The organism is Streptomyces sp. NPDC025833 (assembly GCF_055558055.1).
Window position 1 is genome coordinate 104,118 of the sequence record NZ_JBVHNF010000022.1, and the last position, 19,324, is coordinate 123,441.

Here is a 19,324-nt window from a genome sequence, read left to right on the forward strand (position 1 = left end):
TCACACCCGGTCGACGATGCCCGTCCTCCCCTCCGCCCGGGCGCAGTGCGCGCCGCAGTACCAGTGGCCCTCCACCTCCACGCCCTGGCCGATGATCTGCACCCGGCAGTGCTCGCAGAGGGGGGCCATGCGGTGGATCGCGCAGGAGAAGCAGTCGAAGACGTGCACCCGGCCCTGCGCGTGCACCTCGAAGGTCATTCCGTAGTCGTTGCCGCAGACTTCGCATGTCGCCATGGGCCACAGGGTGAGCCGTCGCCGATTCCCGGGCGAGCGGGGGCCGGGTGAGTCGCCGGCCAACCACCCGTTCGGGCGACCCCTGTCGACCGGGTGCCGTCGACCGGGTGCCCTCGGCAGGGTGCGGGCGGGCACGGGTGCGCGTGGGCGGGGGTGCGTGTGGGTGGAGTGCGTGTGGGTGAAGCGCCCGCCCGTCGGGAGCGGGCGGGCGCCGACGGGTTATCCGTCGGCGGGCTCGACGTCCCGGAGCAACTGCCCGAACGCGGCCTCGTCCATGATCGGCGTGCCGAACTGCCGGGCCTTGACCGTCTTGGAGGTGCCCGAGTCGGGGTCGTTGGTCACCAGCAGGCTGGTCAGCCGGGAGATGCTGGTGGCCACGTGCAGCCCGGCCTCGACGGCGCGGTCCTCCAGCATCTCGCGCTCGGTCGAGGTGTCACCCGAGAAGGCCACCCGCATGCCCTGTTTGAGCCCTTTGCCGTCTTCGTAGCGACCCGGGTTGGGATACGGGCACGCGGGGCGTTTGCGGGAGGGGCGCCAACCGCCCGGCCGGTAGCCGCCGTAGCCGCCCGTCGACTGCCGGGGCACGGGCCGGTCCGACCACTCGGTCAGCGGCAGGCACTCCAGCAGCGGCAGCCGGACGCCGTCCGCCGCCGCGGCGAGCAGGCTGGGCCGGAACGCCTCCGCCAGCACCCGCGCGTCGTCCAGCGCGTGGTGGGCCCGCCGCTGCACCACCCCGTAGTGCGCGGCCAGGGACTCCAGCTTGAAGTTGGGCAGCGGCAGCCCCAGCTCCTTCGACAGCGCGATGGTGCACAGCCGCTGCCGCACCGGCGCCTCGCGCTGTGCGCGCGCGTACTCCCGCGCGATCATCTGCCAGTCGAAGACGGCGTTGTGCGCGACGAGCACCCGGCCGTCCAGCCGGGCGGCGAACTCCTCGGCGACGTCCGCGAACAGCGGCGCGCCCTCCAGCACCTCGCTCGTCAGGCCGTGTATCCACACGGGCCCCGGATCGCGCTCCGGGTTGACCAGCGTGTACCAGTGGTCCTCGACGTCGCCGCGCGCGTCCAGCCGGTAGACGGCCGCGGAGATGATCCGGTCGTCCCGGGCCAGGCCGGTGGTCTCCACGTCAACGACCGCGTATCCCTTCGGATACGCGGTCGGCCACTGGGTGGGGGAGGACACTGCGGTCGCACGGTCTTCGAGCATGGTCACTGAGGATACGGGCCACGACCGACAGCACGGTCCCTCAGGTACCGGCCGGGCGGCCCGGGCTCGCCCCTCCGCTCGGTCATCGCGCACGCGCGCGTACGCGGGGCGGCGCGCGGGCCGGCCGGGGAGCCGCCCCGCGCGGAGGGGCCCGCACGTCAACTCCCGCTCCCGCGCGCGCACGTGGGGACGACCGGCTGGTAGTCCACCCAGGATCACCCGTCCCCGCTCCCGCGCGCGCCCGTGGGGACATCCGCCGGGTGCCGGCCCGGCCGTGGCGCAGGTGGCGGCCCGTCAGGACGGCGGGCGGGCGCCGCCCGGCCCCACCGCACCGGCACGGCGGGGGAGGACCGGCCCGGTGTCCGGTCGGTGGACGCGCCCGGACGCCGGCCGGGCCCCCGGCCCGGGGCGGAGCACCGATGTCGGTCCTGCGGCCGTGACCGCCGGGGTGGGATCCTCCCTGCTGTGATGGAACCCACCCACGACGAGGCCCACGGCGCCGCCCTGGGCCCCCGGCTCAACTGGCTGCGTGCGGCCGTGCTGGGCGCGAACGACGGCGTCGTCTCCACCGCGGGACTGGTCGTCGGCGTGGCCGGCGCGACCGGGAGCCGGGCCGCCCTGCTCACCGCCGGGCTCGCCGGCCTGCTCGCCGGGTCGATGTCCATGGCGGCGGGCGAGTACGTCTCCGTCTCCACCCAGCGCGACTCCGAGATGGCCGCGCTCGCCGTGGAGAGCCGGGAGCTGCGCGAGCAGCCGGAGGCCGAACTGCGGGAGCTGACCGAGTTGCTGGCGGCGCGCGGGCTGTCCCGCGAGGTGGCCCGCGAGGCCGCCGAACAGCTCACCGCGCGGGACGCGCTGAAGGCGCACGCGCGCGTGGAGCTGGGCATCGACCCGGACGACCTCACCAACCCCTGGCACGCGGCCTGGGCCAGCTTCTTCGCCTTCACCGTGGGCGCGCTGCTGCCCCTGCTGGCCATCGTGCTGCCCCCGGCCGGGCTGCGCCTGCCCATCACCGTCGCCTCGGTGCTGGCCGCCCTCGTCCTCACCGGCTGGAGCAGCGCCCGCCTGGGCGCGGCGGCCCCGAGGCGCGCGGTGCTGCGCAACGTGGCGGGCGGGGCCCTGGCGATGGGCGTGACCTACGCGGCGGGGAGCCTGCTGGGGGCGGCGGGGGTGTGAGCACGCCGGAAGACGGCCGGGTGCCCGCCCCTTGGCGGGCCGCGGGATCGGGCCGCGGCCGGTCGAGTGCGCCCCGGCGGGCCACGCCCTGGCGTACCGCGGGCCGGGCGCCCGTCGCCGATGGCCTGCGCGGCCGAGCCGTCAGCGCCACGCCGCCGGGTCCGTGCCCCACGGCACGGGGGGCGCCGCCCAGCCCGTGGGCCCGCCGGTGAAGGACACGGCCGGGCGGGCGTGCCGCAGCCGGCCGAGACGGCTGTCCGTCTCGGCCAGCCAGGCGTCCGGACCCGGGTACGGGGCCTCCCCGGCCGCGTCCGGCGTGATGCCGGCCGTCAGCCAGTGCGCGGTGCGGGCCAGTGCCAGCCGGACCAGCCGGCCGCCACCGTCGTACGTCTGCTCGGTCAGCGCCCGCAGCACCGCTGCCGCCAGCAGGTAGCCGGTGCCGTGGTCCAGGGCCTGCGCGGGCAGCGCGCCCGGCCGCTCGGCCGAACCCTCGGTCACCGCGATGCCGGTGGCGACCTGCACCAGGCTGTCGAAGCCGCGCCGTCCGCCCCACGGCCCGTACGCGCCCCAGGCCGACACCTGCGCCACGACGAGGCCCGGGCGGCGCGCGGCCAGCGCCTCGGGGGAGAGCCCGAACCGGTCGAGGGCGCCCGGCCGGTACCCGGTCACCACGACGTCGGCCGCGCTCAGCAGGGACTCCAGGACGTCCCGGCCGGCGCCCAGGTCGAGCGCGGCGGACCGCTTGCCGAAGCCGGTGTCGGCGTGCTGGTCCGGCAGTTCCGGCAGCCACGGGGCGTCCACGCGCAGCACGTCCGCGCCCAGCAGGGCGAGGGTGCGGGTGGCCACCGGGCCCGCCAGGACCCGGGTCAGGTCCAGGACGCGCAGCCCGGCGGCGGGCAGCGGGACGGGGGCGCCCGCGGCCGGCGCGGGCAGCACGCGCGCGCGTGCCGTGTCCAGCCGTGCCCGCTCGACCAGCGGGCGCGCCGCCACCTCGGCGGCCTGCCGGTGCGCCCGCCACTGCCCGGGTGTGCGCAGGGCAACGGCCAGGCCGCCGGCGTCCTGGACGCTCTCCTCGGTCTCCAGGGCCCCCCGCCCGGCGAGCCGGCCGGCGACCCGCTCCGCCGGGGCGTCCGCCGGCAGGCCCAGCGCGCCCAGCAGGCGGGCGCGGTGGTGCGGGTAGTTGGCGTGGGTGCGCACCCAGCCGTCGGCCGTGCGCCAGAACCGCGACAGCGGCGCGAAGCCGTCCGGTGTCCGGCCGTCGACCGTCACGAGCCGCTCGCTGTGGAAGGCGGCGGCCACCGCGCCGTCGTCCACGGTGACCGCCGGCACCTCGGCGAGTCCGGCCCGCCGCGCCGCCAGTTCCGCGGCGGCCAGCGCGCACGCGCCCACGCACGCGCGCGCCAGCTCCCGTACCGGAAGGGCCGAGCCGAGCGTGTCCCGCCGTACGACGGACGAGACGCGCGACAGCAGGGCGGGCTCCCCGCCCACGGCCGCCCAGGCGTCGCCGAGCGCGGTTCCATTGATGACAGTCATCACTTCACTATGCAGTATTGATTCGATCAACCCTCAGAATCGAGACCGCACAGGGAAGCGCGGAACATTGCCCGGCTCCACCTCCTGCTTGCTCATGCTCGCTCTTACTTGACCGCACGCAACGCGTTGACGACGCCGAAGCCGTAGAAGCCGTTGACCCGCTTGCCGCCCACGCAGGTCGCGTCCACGATCCCGTCACCGTTGCCGTCGTACGGCTCGGTCGGGCAGCCCGGGTTGTCCGCCTGCGCCTTCAGCAGCGCCTGGAGCTGGGCCGGAGTGGCGTGCGGACGGGCCGACTTGAGCAGCGCGGCCACCGCGGCCACGTGCGGGGAGGCCATCGAGGTGCCCTGGAGGAAGCCGTACCGGCCGTTGGGCAGCGTGGACAGGATGCGGCCGTTCTTCGACGGCGTGTCCGGGATCTGGTACCTGTCGCCACCCGGTCCCGCCACGTCGACCACACCCCGGCCGTAGCTGGAGTAGTACGCCTTGGTGCCCTTCACGCCCACCGCGCTCACGGTGACCACGCCGGGCAGCTGGGTCGGCACGTCGAAGCACTTGTGCGGGTCCACCGTGCGGGTCCGCGGCGTCGAGTCGTCGGGGCTCGCGGCGTCCGTGAGCGCGTCGGCGTCCAGGTCGTCGTTGGAGTTGCCCGCCGAGGCGACGTTGAGGGTGCCCTTGCGCTGGGCGTACAGCTGGGCACGGTTGACCGCGTCGACGATGGCGCGCTGGTCCGGGTCGTCCATGCAGTTGTACAGCCACGGGTCGACGTAGTAGCTGTTGTTGGTGATCTCGATGCCGTGGTCCGCGGCGAACACGAAGGCGCAGACCACGCTCTCCGGGTAGAACAGCGAGGTCGAGTCCGGCTGGGACACGGTGATGCTCGCGACCTTCACGCCCGGCGCCACGCCCGCCACGCCGATGCCGTTGCGCGCCGCGGCTATCTCGCCCGCCACATGGGTGCCGTGGTAGTGGTCGGCGTCCGCCGGCCGCCACGCGCCGTACGTCGTGTCCGCCTTGCCGCTCACGCAACTCGCCGACTGCGACGGGGAGAAGTTCGGGGCGATGTCCGGGTGGGTGTCGTCGACGCCCGTGTCGATGACACCGACGGTCACGTTCCGGCTGCCCGGGTTGATCGTCGCGGCCTTGTCCGCGCCGATGGCCCGCAGGTCCCACTGGTCGGCCTCCAGCGGCTCCGCACCCGCCGCGGCACCCCGGGCGGTCTTCGCGGCCTCGGCCTTCGACAGGACCCGCGCCGCGCCCTCGTCCGTCGTGCCCGCCGCCGTCACGGGGGCGGTACGGGTGGCGCCCGCCGACCTGACGCCGCGCTCCGCCCGCATCAGCGCACCGAAGTCCGGGTTCGCGGAGTGGACGACGATGACCCCGATCCGGTCGTAACTCGCCACGACCGTGCCGCCGTTGCGGGTGATCGCCCGCTGCACCGACTCGATCGTGCGGTGGTCCGTCCCGGTGTTGACCACGTACGCGAGAACGGGGCCGTCCGCCGCCCGTACCGCCGCGGCCGCCGGGGTCGCCGCCGAGGCGGCCGAGGGAAGGAAACCGAGCGAGGCGGTCAGCGACAGCACGACCGGTACGGCGAGCGCGAGCCGACGTCTGGGGCGCAGATGGGCCATGGGATCTCCACATCATCCGGGTACGGAACCGCCCGAGACACGGATGTGCTCGGGCAGGTACATGACGCGTGGTGCAGGGCGAAACTATCCCCCGGACCTGATCTGTGAAAGGGGCAGGCCGACTTGAACCGGTCCGTGCGGGGCGCCGTGACCGTGAACGGGGGCCCGGCAGGCCCGGGACCCCGTCGGTCTCACACACGGGAGCGCCCCGGTGACCGCCTGTAGTGTGTGGCCCGTCCTGAGGTCAGCAAGCGCATGTCCGTGACGCGAGGAGACTCCGTGGCAACCGAGACACCGCCCCCCGCGAAACCCCGAGCCCACCTTCCCTCCACCGAGGAGTTCACCGAGGTGCAGCAGAGCGCGGAGTTCGGTGAACTGCGCCGCGCCCACCGCTCCTTCGCCTTCCCGCTGACGATCGCCTTCGCCGCCTGGTACCTGCTGTACGTCCTGCTGTCCAACTACGCGGGCGGCTTCATGGGCACCAAGGTGGCCGGCAACGTCAACGTCGCCCTCGTCCTGGGCCTCGCCCAGTTCCTCACCACGTTCCTCATCGCCTGGTGGTACGCGCGGCACGCCGCCGCCAAGCTCGACCCGAAGGCCGAAGCCATCAAGTCCCGGATGGAGGGCGGCGCATGAGCCCCGCGCAGCACACCCTGCTGGCCGCCGGCGCGGCGAGCGAGCACCGCACCCTGATCATCACGCTGTTCGCCGTGTTCGTCGCCGCGACCCTCGTCATCACCGTCTGGGCGGGCCGGCAGACCAAGGACGCCGCCGACTTCTACGCGGGCGGACGGCAGTTCACCGGCTTCCAGAACGGCCTCGCCGTCTCCGGCGACTACATGTCCGCCGCGTCCTTCCTCGGCATCGCCGGCGCCATCGCCCTCTTCGGCTACGACGGCTTCCTCTACTCCATCGGCTTCCTCGTCGCCTGGCTCGTCGCCCTCCTGCTGGTCGCCGAGCCGCTGCGCAACTCCGGCCGCTACACCATGGGCGACGTGCTGGCCTACCGCATGCGCCAGCGCCCGGTGCGCACGGCCGCCGGCGCCTCCACGATCGTCGTCTCGATCTTCTACCTGCTGGCGCAGATGGCGGGCGCCGGCGTCCTCGTCTCCCTGCTCCTCGGCATCACCAGCGACAGCGGCAAGATCGGCATCGTCGCCCTGGTCGGCGTGCTGATGATCGTGTACGTCACCATCGGCGGCATGAAGGGCACCACCTGGGTCCAGATGGTCAAGGCGGTGCTGCTCATCCTCGGCGCCCTGCTGCTGACCTTCCTGGTGCTGCTCAAGTTCGACTTCGACATCTCGGACCTGCTCGGCTCCGCCGCCGACAACAGCGGCAAGGGCACCGCGTTCCTGGAGCCCGGACTGAAGTACGGCGCGACAGGCACCACCAAGCTGGACTTCCTCTCGCTCGGCATCGCCCTCGTCCTCGGCACCGCCGGCCTGCCGCACATCCTGATCCGCTTCTACACGGTGCCCACCGCCAAGGCCGCCCGCAAGTCCGTGATCTGGGCGATCGGCCTGATCGGCGCCTTCTACCTGATGACGCTCGCCCTCGGCTTCGGCGCCGCCGCGCTGATCAAGCCGGACGAGATCACCGCCTCCAACAAGGCGGGCAACACGGCGGCGCCGCTGCTGGCGCTGCACCTCGGCGGTGTCGACTCCGACTGGGGAGCCGTCCTGCTCGCCACCATCTCCGCGGTCGCCTTCGCCACGATCCTCGCCGTCGTCGCCGGCCTGACCCTCGCCTCGTCGTCCTCGTTCGCGCACGACATCTACGCCAACGTCATCAAGCGGGGCCGCGCCACCGAGCGGCAGGAACTCGGCGCGGCCCGCTGGGCGACCGTCGGCATCGGCGCGGTCTCGATCGTGCTCGGCGCCCTGGCCCGCGACCTGAACGTGGCCGGCCTGGTCGCCCTCGCCTTCGCGGTGGCCGCCTCCGCCAACCTGCCGACCATCCTCTACAGCCTGTTCTGGAAGCGGTTCACCACCTCCGGCGCCCTGTGGTCGATCTACGGCGGCCTGGTCACCGCGGTCGGCCTGGTGCTGTTCTCGCCGGTGGTCTCCGGCAAGGAGACCTCGATGTTCCCCGACGCCGACTTCCACTGGTTCCCGCTGGAGAACCCCGGCATCGTCTCCATCCCGGTGGGATTCCTGCTCGGTGTCCTGGGCACCCTGCTGTCGAAGGAGAAGCCGGACGCCGGCAAGTACGCCGAACTGGAGGTGCGGTCCCTGACCGGCACCGGAGCGCACTGAGGTTCGTACGGACGGCCGCGTCGAGGAGGACTGTGCGGTCCTACGACGCGGCCGGGCCGCACCTCGTGGGATCGGGCCGCTGTCGTCGTCGGCGCGGTCACGTAGGCTCGCAGGTGACGAAGGACGCACGCACAGGCGTGATCGGGAGAGGGAGGGGGCCCACGTGCTCATCGACACCTACGGCCGAGTGGCAACCGACCTGAGGGTCTCGCTCACCGACCGGTGCAATCTGCGCTGCACCTACTGCATGCCCGAAGAGGGCCTGCAGTGGCTGGCCAAGCCCGACCTCCTGACGGACGACGAGATCGTCCGCCTGATCGACGTCGCGGTCCGCGAACTCGGCATCGAGGAGGTCCGCTTCACCGGCGGGGAACCCCTGCTCCGCCCGGGCCTGACCGGCATCGTCGAGCGCGTCGCGGCCCTCGCCCCGCGCCCGCGGATGTCCCTCACCACCAACGGCATCGGGCTGAAGCGCACGGCCACGGCCCTGAAGGCGGCCGGCCTCGACCGGGTCAACGTCTCCCTGGACACCCTCCGGCCCGACGTCTTCAGGACACTCACCCGCCGCGACCGCCACAAGGACGTGCTGGAGGGCCTGACGGCCGCCCGCGAGGCCGGCCTCACCCCCGTCAAGGTCAACTCGGTCCTGATGCCGGGCCTGAACGACGACGAGGCCCCCGACCTGCTCGCCTGGGCGGTGGAGCACGACTACGAACTGCGCTTCATCGAGCAGATGCCCCTGGACGCCCAGCACGGCTGGAAGCGCGAGGGCATGGTCACCGCCGGGGACATCCTCGCCTCCCTGCGCACCCGCTTCGAGCTCACCGCCGCGGGCGCCGACGCGCGCGGTTCGGCGCCCGCGGAGCGCTGGCTGGTCGACGGCGGCCCGCACCGGGTCGGCGTGATCGCCTCCGTCACCCGCCCGTTCTGCGCGGCCTGCGACCGCACCCGGCTCACCGCCGACGGCCAGGTGCGGACCTGCCTGTTCGCCACCGAGGAGACCGACCTCCGCGCGGCCCTGCGCTCCGGCGCGCCGGACGAGGAGATCGCCCGCATCTGGCGGCTGGCGATGTGGGGCAAGAAGGCGGGCGCGGGCCTGGACGACCCCTCGTTCGTGCAGCCCGACCGCCCGATGTCGGCGATCGGCGGCTAGCGGACCCGGGGCTAGGGAGCCTGCGGCCGGCCGTCCTCCGCCGCCCGCCACTCCTCGAACCGCACGACGTCCTTCAGGAACCCGCGCACGCCGAGGAACTGCGACAGGTGCTCGCGGTGCTCCTCGCAGGCGAGCCACGTCTTGCGCCGCTCCGGCGTGTGGACCGCGGGGTTGTTCCACGCCAGCACCCACACGGCGTCGGCACGGCAGCGCTTGGCGGAGCAGATCGGGGTCTCGTCACTCACGGCGTCGTCTCGGGGTCGTGGTCGGGCGGGAACATGGCGACGCCGGGCAGCCACGGGGGGAGCTGCCCGGCGTCGGTCCGTCGCTCCGACGGGGGATGCGGAGCGCGTACGCAGTATGTCACGGGTACCCCACCGCCCGGCACCACAACAGCAGGATTGATCTGAGGTTTTCTTGAGCTTGGCGGCGGCCCCCGTTCCGCTTCCCGCGACCGGGGAGCTCAGGCCGGGCGCCGGCGTTCCCCGGCCGCCTCGCCCGCCGACGCGTCCCCGGATCCCGGGTCCTCGGACGGCGCCGCCGGCCCGGTGCCGGCACCCGGCATGATCATGGGAGGCGTCGGCGCGGTCACGAACGTCGAGGGCAGCGACGGCGGCCTCTCGCGGCCCGCGTTCGCGATCACCACGGCGATGTAGGGGAGCGCCACGCCGAGCACCAGCGCCACGATGGCGACGTACCGCTCGACGTTCCACAGCGAGACGGCGAGGATCACCGACAGGGTACGGATCGACATCGAGATCACGTAGCGCCGCTGGCGGCCCCGGACGTCCTCGGCGAGACCGGTCCGGGCACCGGTGATCCGGAAAACCTGGCTGCCGCCGTCGTGTTGTCTCCGCATCACACTTCCACCATCCGCCCGTATCGGACTCGCCCCGGCCCGCATCCTCGTCCGCGGCCGGCGGGGCACCGCGCCGGGACACCTCTCACGTTACGCCGCGCCCGCCACGCCATCGAGACCGGGTCGTCCCCCGCCCGCGGGGCAGGCCACCGCCCCGCTCGTCCGGGGGAACCCGGCATGCGCCGAACGGTGCACCGGACCACACTGGCCGTAATGCTCACGTCGAGCCGTACGAGGAGGCAGCCATGGGCTGGTTGTGGGCGATCATCGTGGGATTCGTGCTGGGTCTCATCGCCAAGGCGATCATCCCGGGCAAGCAGCACAGTCCGCTGTGGCTGACCACCATCTGCGGCATCCTGGGCGCGATCGTGGGCAACGCGATCGCCCGCGCGGTCGGCGTGGCGGAGACCCGGGGCATCGACTGGAGCCGCCACATCTTCCAGCTGGTGGCCGCGATCATCATCGTCGCGGCCGTGGACGCCCTGTACATGGCGACGCTGGGCAAGCGCAGGGCGCGGCGGGCCTGAGACCGGGAGCGCCCCGCGGAGGGCGCCCCCGCAACCGAGTGCGGGGGACCGGGCGGGCGGCCACGACGAGAGCCGCGACCGCCGGCCCGCCCACACCCCGGCGGCGCTCAGGCGCTCGTGACCTCCACGGCGGCGAGGTTCCGCTTGCCGCGCCGCAGCACCAGCCAGCGCCCGTGCAGCAGCTCCGCGGTGCCCGGGACGTAGTCGTCCGCTGCGACCTTCGCGTTGTTCACGTAGGCCCCGCCCTCCTTCACCGTCCGCCGGGCGGCGGACTTGCTGGCCACCAGGCCGACCTCGGCGAACAGGTCGACCACCGGGGCGAGCTCGGCGACCCGGACGTGCGGCACCTCGGACAGCGCCGCGGCCAGCGTCCGCTCGTCCAGCTCCGCCAGCTCTCCCTGGCCGAACAGCGCCTTGGACGCGGCGGTCACCGCGGCCGTCTGGTCCGCGCCGTGCACCAGCGTCGTCAGCTCCTCGGCCAGGGCCCGCTGAGCGGCCCGGGCCTGCGGACGCTCCTGCGTCTGCCGCTCCAGCTCCTCGATCTCCGCGCGGGACCGGAAGCTGAAGATGCGCAGGAACTTGGAGACGTCCCGGTCATCCGCGTTGACCCAGAACTGGTAGAACGCGTACGGCGTGGTCATCTCGGGGTCGAGCCACACCGTGCCGGACTCGGTCTTGCCGAACTTGGTGCCGTCCGCCTTGGTGATCAGTGGGGTGCCCAGCGCGTGCACCACGGCGTCCGGCTCCACCCGGTGGATGAGGTCCGTGCCCGAGGTGAGGTTGCCCCACTGGTCGCTGCCGCCGGTCTGGAGCGCGCAGCCGTACCGCCGGTACAGCTCCAGGAAGTCCATGCCCTGGAGGATCTGGTAGCTGAACTCGGTGTAGCTGATGCCCGCGTCGGAGTTGAGCCGCCGGGAGACGGCCTCCTTGGCGATCATCTTGTTGACCCGGAAGTGCTTGCCGATGTCCCGCAGGAACTCGATGGCCGACATCCCCTGGGTCCAGTCCAGGTTGTTGACCAGCACCGCGGCGTTCGGCCCGTCGAAGTGGAGCAGCGGCGCGATCTGCGCGCGCAGCCGCTCCACCCAGCCGGCCACGACCTCCGGCGCGTTCAGCGTGCGCTCGGCCGTGGGCTTGGGGTCGCCGATGAGACCCGTGGCCCCGCCGACCAGCGCCAGCGGGCGGTTGCCCGCCTCCTGGATGCGGCGCATCGTGAGGATCTGCACGAGGTTGCCGAGGTGCAGGCTGGGCGCGGTCGGGTCGAAACCGCAATAGAACGTGACGGGGCCGTCCGCGAACGCCTTGCGCAGTGCGTCCTCGTCCGTGGAGAGGGCGATGAGCCCGCGCCACTTCAGCTCGTCGACGATGTCCGTCACGGTTCTCGTGTCTCCTCGGTGATCTCCGGGTGGCCGGGTGACACCCGACCACGAACGCCTACGAGGTTATACGCCCTGGCTGACAGAGCTCATATTGAAATCCGGGATCCGCAGCGCGGGCATCGCGGCCCGGGTGAACCAGTCGCTCCACTCGCGCGGCAGCGTCCGCTCCGTCCGCCCGGCCTCGGTGGCCCGGCCCAGCAGGCCCACCGGCGACTCGTTGAACCGGAAATTGTTCACCTGGCCGGTGACCTCGCCGTTCTCGACCAGGTAGACGCCGTCCCGGGTCAGGCCCGTCAGCAGCAGCGTCGCCGGGTCCACCTCGCGGATGTACCACAGGCAGGTCAGCAGCAGCCCGCGCCCGGTGCCCGCGACCATCTCCTCCAGGGAGCGGCCGTCCCCGCCGTCCAGGACGAGGTTGCCGAGCGCCGGGGCGACCGGCAGACCCGTCAGGGCCGCGCTGTGCCGCGTCGTCGTCAGGTGCTTCAGCACGCCGTCGCCGATCCACTCGGTGGCGTGCGCCGGCAGCCCGTTGTCGAACACGGACTGGTCGCCGCCGGAGGAGTGGGCGATCACGAAGGGCGGGCACTCCAGACCCGGCTCGCCCGGGTCGCTGCGCAGGGTCAGCGGCAGCGCGCTCAGCTTCTCGCCGACCCGGGTGCCCCCGCCCGGCTTGGAGAACACCGTCCGCCCCTCGGCCGCGTCCCGGCCGGACGCCGACCAGAGCTGGTAGATCAGCAGGTCCGCCACGGCGGTGGGCGGCAGCAGCGTCTCGTACCGGCCCGCGGGCAGCTCCACGCGCCGCTCGGCCCAGCCGAGCCGTACGGCAAGCTCGGCGTCGAGCGCGCCCGGGTCGACGTCCTTGAAGTCCCGGGTGGACCGGCCGGCCCACGCCGAGCGCGTGCGGTCGGGCGACTTGGCGTTCAGCTCCAGCGTGCCGGTGGGCTGGTCGTGCCGCAGGCGCAGCCCGGTGGACGTGCCCACGTACGTCGACACCAGCTCGTGGTTGGCGAAGCCGTACAGCTCCCGGCCGCCCGCACGCGCGCGTGCGAACGCCTCGCCGAGCGCCGGGGCGAAGTCGGCGAACACCGCGGAGGACGTCTCGGCGGGCCCGTCCGTGAAGTCCGGGGACGCGGGCACACCGGAGACCAGCGGCTGGGCGTCCTCGGCGGGCCCGGCACCGCGCGCGGCGGCCTCCGCGGCCCGCACCAACGGCTCCAGCTCCTCGGCGGTGACGGCGGAGCGGGAGACGACACCGGAGGCGGTGCCCTCCCTGCCGTCCACGGTCGCGATCACGGTGAGCGTACGGCCGCGCGTCACGCCGTTGGTGGTGAGCGCGTTGCCCGCCCAGCGCAGGTTGGCGGTGGACTCCTCGTCGGCGATGACCACGCAGCCGTCGGCGCGGGACAGCGCCAGGGCCTGCTCGACGACCTCGTGCGGCTTGTCGGTACGGGCGCTCATCGGCCGGCCTCCTGCGTGGTGTTCAGAATGTTGACGCCCTTGAAGAGGGCGGACGGGCACCCGTGGGACACGGCGGCCACCTGGCCCGGCTGGGCCTTGCCGCAGTTGAAGGCCCCGCCGAGGACATAGGTCTGCGGCCCGCCCACGGCGGCCATCGAACCCCAGAAGTCGGTGGTCGTGGCCTGGTAGGCGACGTCCTTGAGCTGCCCGGTGATCCGCCCGTTCTCGATCCTGAAGAAGCGCTGGCCGGTGAACTGGAAGTTGTACCGCTGCATGTCGATCGACCAGGAGCGGTCGCCGACCACGTAGATGCCGCGGTCGACCCCGCCGATCAGGTCCTCGGTGGACAGCCCGGCCGGGTCCGGCCGCAGGGACACGTTGGCCATGCGCTGCACCGGCACGTGGGCGGGGGAGTCGGCGTACGCGCACCCGTTGGACCGGTCGAACCCGGTCAGCCGCGCGATGCGGCGGTCGAGCTGGTAGCCGACCAGAGTGCCGTCCTTCACCAGGTCCCAGGACTGCGCCTCGACGCCCTCGTCGTCGTAGCCGACGGTCGCCAGCCCGTGCTCGGCGGTGCGGTCGCCGGTGACGTTCATCAGCTCCGAGCCGTACCGCAACGTGCCGAGCCGGTCGAAGGTGGCGAAGGAGGTGCCGGCGTAGGCCGCCTCGTAGCCGAGGGCGCGGTCCAGCTCGGTGGCGTGCCCGATGGACTCGTGGATGGTCAGCCACAGGTTGGACGGGTCGACCACCAGGTCGTACAGGCCCGGTTCCACGCTCGGCGCGCGCATCTTCTCGGCGAGCAGCTCCGGGATCCGCTCCAGCTCGCCGTCCCAGTCCCAGCCCGTGCCCGTCAGGTACTCCCAGCCGCGCCCCGCCGGCGGCGCGACGGTGCGCATGGAGTCGAACTCGCCGCTCGACCCGTCGACCGAGACGGCCGTCAGCTGCGGGTGCAGCCGCACCCGCTGCTGGGTGGTCACGGTCCCGGCGGTGTCCGCGTAGAACTTGTTCTCGTGCACGGTGAGCAGCGAGGCGTCGACGTGGTCCACGCCGTTCGCCGCCAGCAGCCGCGCGCTCCACTGCGCGAGCAGCGCGGCCTTCTCCTCGTCGGGCACCGAGAACGGGTCCACCTCGTAGGAGGAGATCCACGTCCGGTCGGCGTGCACCGGCTCGTCCGCCAGCTCCACCCGCTCGTCGGACCCGGCGGCCTTGATCACCTGCGCGGACAGCCTGGCCATCGCCACCGCCTGGGAGGCGACCCGGGCGGCGGCGTCCATGGTCAGGTCCACACCGGACGCGAAACCCCACGTACCGCCGTGCACGACCCGGACCGCGTACCCGAGGTCGGTGGTGTCCGACGATCCGGCGGGCCTGGCGTCCCGCAGCCGCCAGGACGCGCTGCGCACCCGCTCGAAGCGGAAGTCCGCGTGCTCGGCCCCCAGCGCCCGCGCGCGTGCGAGCGCGGCGTCGGCGAGGGCCCGTAGCGGAAGCGCCGTGAAGGCTTCGTCGATGGAATGAGGCACGGAGGTCTCCCTGCTGTCGTGGCCTGTCGGGTCCGATCATGTCGCGGGAGCGGGCCGGGCTACCACAGGTTTGGCCACCCGGACGGGCTCTTTCTGTAGGGATCCGACAGTGCCGTCCCCGAGCCACTGTCGGTGCCCGCTTCTCCGCGCGCAGGGGGCTACCGATAGGTTTTCGATGAAGCCGCCTGTCATCCAGGTGTTCGGGCGGATGTGTCAGACCGCTAAGGAAAGGGTGATCCGTTGAGCCGCTCGGTTCTCGTCACCGGAGGCAACCGGGGCATCGGCCTCGCCATCGCCCGCGCTTTCGCCGATGCCGGCGACAAGGTCGCGATCACGTACCGCTCGGGTGAGCCGCCGGCCGGCTTCCTCGCGGTCAGGTGCGACATCACCGACCCGGAGCAGGTGGAGCAGGCCTACAAGGAGATCGAGGAGCGGCACGGTCCGGTCGAGGTCCTGATCGCCAACGCCGGTGTCACCAAGGACCAGCTCCTGATGCGCATGTCCGAGGACGACTTCACCTCGGTCGTCGACACCAACCTCACGGGCACCTTCCGCGTCGTCAAGCGCGCCAACCGCGCGATGCTGCGCGCCAAGAAGGGCCGCGTCGTCCTGATCTCGTCCGTGGTCGGCCTGCTCGGCTCGGCGGGGCAGGCGAACTACGCCGCCTCCAAGGCCGGCCTGGTCGGCTTCGCGCGTTCCCTCGCCCGGGAGCTGGGTTCGCGCAACATCACCTTCAACGTCGTCGCGCCCGGCTTCGTCGACACCGACATGACCAAGGCGCTCACCGACGAGCAGCGCGCGAACATCGTGTCCCAGGTGCCGCTCGGCCGTTACGCACAGCCGGAGGAGATCGCCGCGACGGTGCGGTTCCTCGCCTCCGACGACGCCTCGTACATCACTGGAGCCGTCATTCCTGTTGACGGCGGACTGGGAATGGGTCACTGATCACCATGAGCGGAATCCTCGAAGGCAAGCGCATCCTGGTCACGGGCGTGCTGATGGAGTCCTCCATCGCCTTCCACGTCGCCAGGCTCGCCCAGGAGCAGGGCGCCGAGATCATCCTGACCGCGTTCCCGCGGCCCACGCTGACCGAGCGCATCGCCAAGAAGCTGCCGAAGCCGACGAAGGTCATCGAGCTGGACGTCACCAACGAGGAGCACCTCGGCCGCCTCGCCGACGTCGTCGGCGAGGAGCTGGGCGGCCTGGATGGCATCGTCCACTCCATCGGCTTCGCGCCGCAGGACGCGCTCGGCGGCAACTTCCTGAACACGCCGTTCGAGTCGGTCGCCACCGCCATGCACGTCTCGGCGTTCTCCCTGAAGTCGCTGACCACGGCCTGCCTGCCGCTGATGCAGAACGGCGGCTCGGTCGTCGGCCTGACCTTCGACGCCCAGTACGCCTGGCCGCAGTACGACTGGATGGGCCCGGCCAAGGCCGCCCTGGAGGCCACCAGCCGCTACATGGCGCGCGACCTGGGCAAGCAGAACATCCGCTGCAACCTCATCTCCGCCGGCCCCATCGGCTCCATGGCCGCCAAGTCCATCCCGGGCTTCGGCGAGCTGGCCTCCGTGTGGGACAGCCGTTCGCCGCTGGAGTGGGACCTGAAGGACCCCGAGCCGGCCGGCCGCGGTGTCGTCGCCCTGCTCAGCGACTGGTTCCCGAAGACCACGGGCGAGATCATCCACGTCGACGGCGGACTGCACGCCATCGGCGCCTGATCCGCGCGACACCCCGCCGACGCCCCGTCGCCCCGCCCTGCGCGGGGAGCGGGGCGTCGCCCGTTCCCGGCCCCGGCCGGCGCGCCGGACAACCGGCGCACGTCACCCGTTCGGCCCACCGGCCGGGCCGCCGCCGCGCCGGCGGCGCACGCTGGACCACACCTTCCCTCGCACGTTCCCGCGGCCCGGTCGAGGAGGTCCCCCGGTGCGCCTGCCCCGCAGTCTGGCCCCGGTGACCGTGGCCCTGGCGCTCGTCCTGTCGCTGCCGTACGACGCGCTGCCCCACACGCGCGTGCCCGACGGCCGGACGCCCGCGCCGAGCAGCTTCGGCGCCTCGTGCCGGACGACCGTGACCGGCTCCCACGTCGTGGCCTACTGCCACAACCCCTACGTCGACATCGACCGCGTGCGGCTGCACATCGAGTGCGCCCGCTGGTGGGACATCGACACCGACAGCGCCCCGGTGGACGCCTCGCCGGCCATGACCGTACGGCTCGGCGGGCGGTGCTGGAAGGAGATCCGCTCGGTCTGGATCAGCCACCAGAAGGCACGCTGAACCGGACCCGGTCGCACAGGAACGGGTAGCTCGCGGCCTCGGCGGCCGCCGCCTCCGCGTCCCCCGCGCGGATCGCGTCGACCAGGCGCGTGTGGTCCATGTACGTCTCCGGCGTCAGCTCCGCCCCGACGTCCGCGCGCAGCCAGTCCCGCAGCACCTCGCCCAGGTCGGCGTACATCGCGGTCATCACGTCGTTGTGGGAGGCGGCCACCACGGCCAGGTGGAAGGTGGCGTCGGCCGTCACGAACGGCTCCGCCTCGCCGGTCTCCCAGGCCTCCTCGCGGCGGGCCAGTAGCGCGTCGAGCTGCTTGAGGTCCTTCTCGGTGCGCCGCTCGGCGGCCAGCTTCGCCGCGGCCGACTCCAGCGTGGAGCGCAGCTCGGCGATGTGCCGCGGGTCGGCGTCGGCGAAGCGGCGGTGCATCACGCCGGCCAGTTCACTGGTGGCCACGACGTACGTGCCCGAGCCCTGCCGGATGTCCAGCAGGCCGTTGTGCGCGAGCGCGCGGACGGCCTCACGGACGGTGTTGCGGGCGACGCCGAGCTGCTCGACCAGTTCCGGCTCCGTCGGGATGCGCGAGCCGACCGGCCACTCGCCGGAGGTGATCTGGTTGCGCAGTTCCAAGATGACCTGTTCGGACAGCGCCGAACGGCGCGGGTGGCTCAGAGGCATGGCACACCTTCGCACGACAGGCCCGGACGCGGCGGCTCCGGGGATGGACAGATAATCATCCCATCATTCTATGATGGGCCTCATGGCTAGTGAGGAAACCCGGACAGTGGAGACCCGTACGGCGATGTCGTCGACCGAACACGGGAAATCCGCCGCGACGAGCACCCCCGAGACGACCCCGGGCGCGGGCCGCACGCGCGCGTGGACGACCCGGCTGGTGATCGCCGGCATCATGCTGTCCGCGCTGAACCTCCGCCCGGCCATCACGAGCCTCGGCGCGCTCCTGGAGGAGGTCCGCGACGGGCTCGGCATGAGCGGCAGTGTGGCCGGGGTGCTCACCTCCGTGCCCCCGCTCTGCTTCGCCGTCTTCGGCGTGGCCGCGCCCCGGCTGGCCCGCCGCTTCGGACCGGCCGCCGTGGTGTGCGCCGGCATGGCCGCCATCACCGCCGGCCTGCTCGTACGGCCGTTCGTCGGCAGCACGGCCGGCTTCCTGGCCGCCAGCGCGCTCGCCCTGATGGGCATCGCCGTCAGCAACGTCCTGATGCCGGTCATCGTCAAGCGCTGGTTCCCCGACCGCGTCGGCTCCATGACCGGCCTGTACTCGATGGCCCTCGCCCTCGGTACCTCCCTGGCCGCCGCGGCGACCGTCCCCGTGACCGGCGCCCTGGGCGGCGACTGGCAGGCCGGCCTCGCCGTGTGGGCGGTCATCGCCGCGGTCGCCGTCCTGCCCTGGCTGCCGCTGCTCCGGGACCGCGGCACCCCCGCCGCAGAGCCGCGGCAGCCCGCGCGCGGGGCCGCCGAGGAGCACGCCCCGCTGCGCATCACCCGCAGCCGCACCGCGTGGGCGCTCGCGGTCTTCTTCGGCCTCCAGGCCACGGCCGCCTACATCACGATGGGCTGGATGCCGCAGATCTTCCGGGACGCCGGCGTCCCGGCCGGCACCGCGGGCGTGCTGCTCGCCGTCACCATGGTGATGGGCGTGCCGCTCGCCTTCGTCATCCCGCGGGTCGCCGCCCGGCTGCCCCACCAGGGCCCGATCGTGCTGGTCCTGGGCGTCTGCGGTCTCGCCGGATACGCCGGGCTCTACCTGGCCCCGGCCGGCGGCGCCTGGGCCTGGGCCCTCCTGCTCGGCGTCTCCAACTGCGCCTTCCCGCTCGCGCTGACCATGGTCGGCATGCGGGCCCGCAGCGGCCCGGGCGTGGCCCAGCTCTCCGCGTTCGCCCAGAGCACCGGCTACCTGATCTCCATCCCCGGCCCGCTGCTGGTCGGCGTGCTCTACCAGCAGAGCGGCGGCTGGGGTCTGCCGATCGCCCTCATGGCGGCGCTGATGGTGCCGCAGATGGCCGTGGGCTTCCTGGCGGGCCGCGACCGCACGGTCGAGGACGAGGCGACGCGCTGACCGCTCCCGCGCCCCCCGGCGCCGCCGGGCGGGCGCGGGATGCGAGACTG

19 protein-coding genes are annotated in these 19,324 nt (G+C 73.1%); 9 read left to right on the plus strand and 10 right to left on the minus strand.

From position 1 onward, the window contains the following. A complete protein-coding gene (locus ACZ4K2_RS32315; RefSeq protein ID WP_467478987.1) occupies positions 1-234 on the minus strand; it encodes a hypothetical protein in 234 nt (77 codons plus the stop codon). A 219-nt stretch (positions 235-453) separates the two neighbouring features. Continuing rightward, on the minus strand, positions 454-1,437 hold the full coding sequence (locus ACZ4K2_RS32320) for a DEDDh family exonuclease (protein WP_467478989.1): 984 nt from the start codon (positions 1,435-1,437) through the stop codon (positions 454-456). A 465-nt stretch (positions 1,438-1,902) separates the two neighbouring features. On the opposite strand from ACZ4K2_RS32320, the gene ACZ4K2_RS32325 reads away from it, so the two are divergent. Further along, the gene (locus ACZ4K2_RS32325) at positions 1,903-2,613 is read left to right on the plus strand and encodes a VIT1/CCC1 transporter family protein (RefSeq protein ID WP_467478991.1); all 711 of its coding nucleotides are present in this window, start codon (positions 1,903-1,905) and stop codon (positions 2,611-2,613) included. 141 nt (positions 2,614-2,754) lie between these two features. Here ACZ4K2_RS32325 and ACZ4K2_RS32330 read toward each other — a convergent pair whose 3' ends face one another. Further along, positions 2,755-4,146: a CoA transferase gene (locus ACZ4K2_RS32330; RefSeq protein ID WP_467478993.1), complete on the minus strand. Its 1,392-nt coding sequence runs from the start codon at positions 4,144-4,146 to the stop codon at positions 2,755-2,757. Positions 4,147-4,250: 104 nt separating this feature from the next. Further along, a complete protein-coding gene (locus ACZ4K2_RS32335) occupies positions 4,251-5,777 on the minus strand; it encodes a S8 family peptidase (protein ID WP_467478994.1) in 1,527 nt (508 codons plus the stop codon). A gap of 279 nt (positions 5,778-6,056) precedes the next feature. Here ACZ4K2_RS32335 and ACZ4K2_RS32340 point away from each other — a divergent pair, with 279 nt between their 5' ends. From ACZ4K2_RS32340 to moaA, 3 genes are all read left to right on the plus strand, one after another. Next, positions 6,057-6,413 (plus strand): DUF485 domain-containing protein, encoded by a 357-nt coding sequence (locus tag ACZ4K2_RS32340; RefSeq protein WP_467478996.1) that lies wholly within the window; start codon positions 6,057-6,059, stop codon positions 6,411-6,413. Continuing rightward, entirely contained in the window at positions 6,410-8,035 is a 1,626-nt protein-coding gene (locus ACZ4K2_RS32345; protein ID WP_467478997.1) for a solute symporter family protein, read from the plus strand. The genes ACZ4K2_RS32340 and ACZ4K2_RS32345 overlap by 4 nt, the downstream gene beginning before the upstream one ends. Before the next feature lie 163 nt (positions 8,036-8,198). Continuing rightward, the gene (moaA, locus tag ACZ4K2_RS32350; RefSeq protein WP_467478998.1) at positions 8,199-9,188 is read left to right on the plus strand and encodes a GTP 3',8-cyclase MoaA; all 990 of its coding nucleotides are present in this window, start codon (positions 8,199-8,201) and stop codon (positions 9,186-9,188) included. 11 nt (positions 9,189-9,199) lie between these two features. Here the strand turns inward: moaA and ACZ4K2_RS32355 are convergent, their stop codons facing one another. Both ACZ4K2_RS32355 and ACZ4K2_RS32360 read right to left on the minus strand, forming a co-directional pair. Beyond that, positions 9,200-9,433 (minus strand): hypothetical protein, encoded by a 234-nt coding sequence (locus tag ACZ4K2_RS32355; protein ID WP_467478999.1) that lies wholly within the window; start codon positions 9,431-9,433, stop codon positions 9,200-9,202. 218 nt (positions 9,434-9,651) lie between these two features. Next, positions 9,652-10,047, minus strand: coding sequence for a DUF3099 domain-containing protein (locus ACZ4K2_RS32360; RefSeq protein WP_467479000.1), 396 nt, complete (start codon positions 10,045-10,047; stop codon positions 9,652-9,654). A 245-nt stretch (positions 10,048-10,292) separates the two neighbouring features. Here ACZ4K2_RS32360 and ACZ4K2_RS32365 point away from each other — a divergent pair, with 245 nt between their 5' ends. After that, the gene (locus ACZ4K2_RS32365) at positions 10,293-10,574 is read left to right on the plus strand and encodes a GlsB/YeaQ/YmgE family stress response membrane protein (RefSeq protein ID WP_467479002.1); all 282 of its coding nucleotides are present in this window, start codon (positions 10,293-10,295) and stop codon (positions 10,572-10,574) included. 107 nt (positions 10,575-10,681) lie between these two features. Here the strand turns inward: ACZ4K2_RS32365 and tyrS are convergent, their stop codons facing one another. From tyrS to ACZ4K2_RS32380, 3 genes are all read right to left on the minus strand, one after another. Continuing rightward, positions 10,682-11,950 carry a tyrosine--tRNA ligase gene (gene tyrS / locus ACZ4K2_RS32370; protein WP_467479004.1) on the minus strand — a complete coding sequence of 423 codons (1,269 nt, stop codon included), beginning with the start codon at positions 11,948-11,950 and terminating at the stop codon, positions 10,682-10,684. Between the two features lie 66 nt (positions 11,951-12,016). After that, the gene (locus tag ACZ4K2_RS32375; protein WP_467479006.1) at positions 12,017-13,411 is read right to left on the minus strand and encodes a metallopeptidase TldD-related protein; all 1,395 of its coding nucleotides are present in this window, start codon (positions 13,409-13,411) and stop codon (positions 12,017-12,019) included. Then, positions 13,408-14,931 (minus strand): TldD/PmbA family protein, encoded by a 1,524-nt coding sequence (locus ACZ4K2_RS32380; protein ID WP_467479007.1) that lies wholly within the window; start codon positions 14,929-14,931, stop codon positions 13,408-13,410. Before ACZ4K2_RS32380 ends, ACZ4K2_RS32375 begins: the two co-directional genes overlap by 4 nt. A gap of 240 nt (positions 14,932-15,171) precedes the next feature. Here ACZ4K2_RS32380 and fabG point away from each other — a divergent pair, with 240 nt between their 5' ends. From fabG to ACZ4K2_RS32395, 3 genes are all read left to right on the plus strand, one after another. Then, positions 15,172-15,876, plus strand: a complete 705-nt coding sequence (gene fabG / locus ACZ4K2_RS32385) for a 3-oxoacyl-[acyl-carrier-protein] reductase (protein WP_467479009.1) — start codon at positions 15,172-15,174, stop codon at positions 15,874-15,876. Positions 15,877-15,881: 5 nt separating this feature from the next. Then, positions 15,882-16,649, plus strand: coding sequence for an enoyl-ACP reductase FabI (fabI, locus tag ACZ4K2_RS32390; protein WP_467479010.1), 768 nt, complete (start codon positions 15,882-15,884; stop codon positions 16,647-16,649). Between the two features lie 205 nt (positions 16,650-16,854). Next, positions 16,855-17,205: a hypothetical protein gene (locus ACZ4K2_RS32395; RefSeq protein WP_467479012.1), complete on the plus strand. Its 351-nt coding sequence runs from the start codon at positions 16,855-16,857 to the stop codon at positions 17,203-17,205. On the opposite strand, the gene ACZ4K2_RS32400 is transcribed toward ACZ4K2_RS32395, so the two are convergent. Then, entirely contained in the window at positions 17,183-17,875 is a 693-nt protein-coding gene (locus ACZ4K2_RS32400) for a FadR/GntR family transcriptional regulator (protein WP_467479013.1), read from the minus strand. The genes ACZ4K2_RS32395 and ACZ4K2_RS32400 overlap by 23 nt on opposite strands. A gap of 82 nt (positions 17,876-17,957) precedes the next feature. Here ACZ4K2_RS32400 and ACZ4K2_RS32405 point away from each other — a divergent pair, with 82 nt between their 5' ends. Further along, positions 17,958-19,274: a CynX/NimT family MFS transporter gene (locus ACZ4K2_RS32405; RefSeq protein ID WP_467479014.1), complete on the plus strand. Its 1,317-nt coding sequence runs from the start codon at positions 17,958-17,960 to the stop codon at positions 19,272-19,274. The last annotated feature ends 50 nt before the right edge of the window (positions 19,275-19,324 follow it).

What these genes read in the sequence shown, in the direction of transcription:
- ACZ4K2_RS32365 (WP_467479002.1), top strand. Translation starts at nt 10,293, where the DNA reads ATGGGCTGGTTGTGGGCGATCATCGTGGGATTCGTGCTGGGTCTCATC.
- fabI (WP_467479010.1), top strand. Translation starts at nt 15,882, where the DNA reads ATGAGCGGAATCCTCGAAGGCAAGCGCATCCTGGTCACGGGCGTGCTG.
- ACZ4K2_RS32405 (WP_467479014.1), top strand. Translation starts at nt 17,958, where the DNA reads ATGGCTAGTGAGGAAACCCGGACAGTGGAGACCCGTACGGCGATGTCG.
- ACZ4K2_RS32400 (WP_467479013.1), bottom strand. Translation starts at nt 17,875, where the DNA reads ATGCCTCTGAGCCACCCGCGCCGTTCGGCGCTGTCCGAACAGGTCATC.
- ACZ4K2_RS32375 (WP_467479006.1), bottom strand. Translation starts at nt 13,411, where the DNA reads ATGAGCGCCCGTACCGACAAGCCGCACGAGGTCGTCGAGCAGGCCCTG.
- ACZ4K2_RS32335 (WP_467478994.1), bottom strand. Translation starts at nt 5,777, where the DNA reads ATGGCCCATCTGCGCCCCAGACGTCGGCTCGCGCTCGCCGTACCGGTC.
- ACZ4K2_RS32345 (WP_467478997.1), top strand. Translation starts at nt 6,410, where the DNA reads ATGAGCCCCGCGCAGCACACCCTGCTGGCCGCCGGCGCGGCGAGCGAG.
- ACZ4K2_RS32330 (WP_467478993.1), bottom strand. Translation starts at nt 4,146, where the DNA reads ATGACTGTCATCAATGGAACCGCGCTCGGCGACGCCTGGGCGGCCGTG.
- ACZ4K2_RS32320 (WP_467478989.1), bottom strand. Translation starts at nt 1,437, where the DNA reads ATGCTCGAAGACCGTGCGACCGCAGTGTCCTCCCCCACCCAGTGGCCG.
- ACZ4K2_RS32360 (WP_467479000.1), bottom strand. Translation starts at nt 10,047, where the DNA reads ATGCGGAGACAACACGACGGCGGCAGCCAGGTTTTCCGGATCACCGGT.
- ACZ4K2_RS32315 (WP_467478987.1), bottom strand. Translation starts at nt 234, where the DNA reads ATGGCGACATGCGAAGTCTGCGGCAACGACTACGGAATGACCTTCGAG.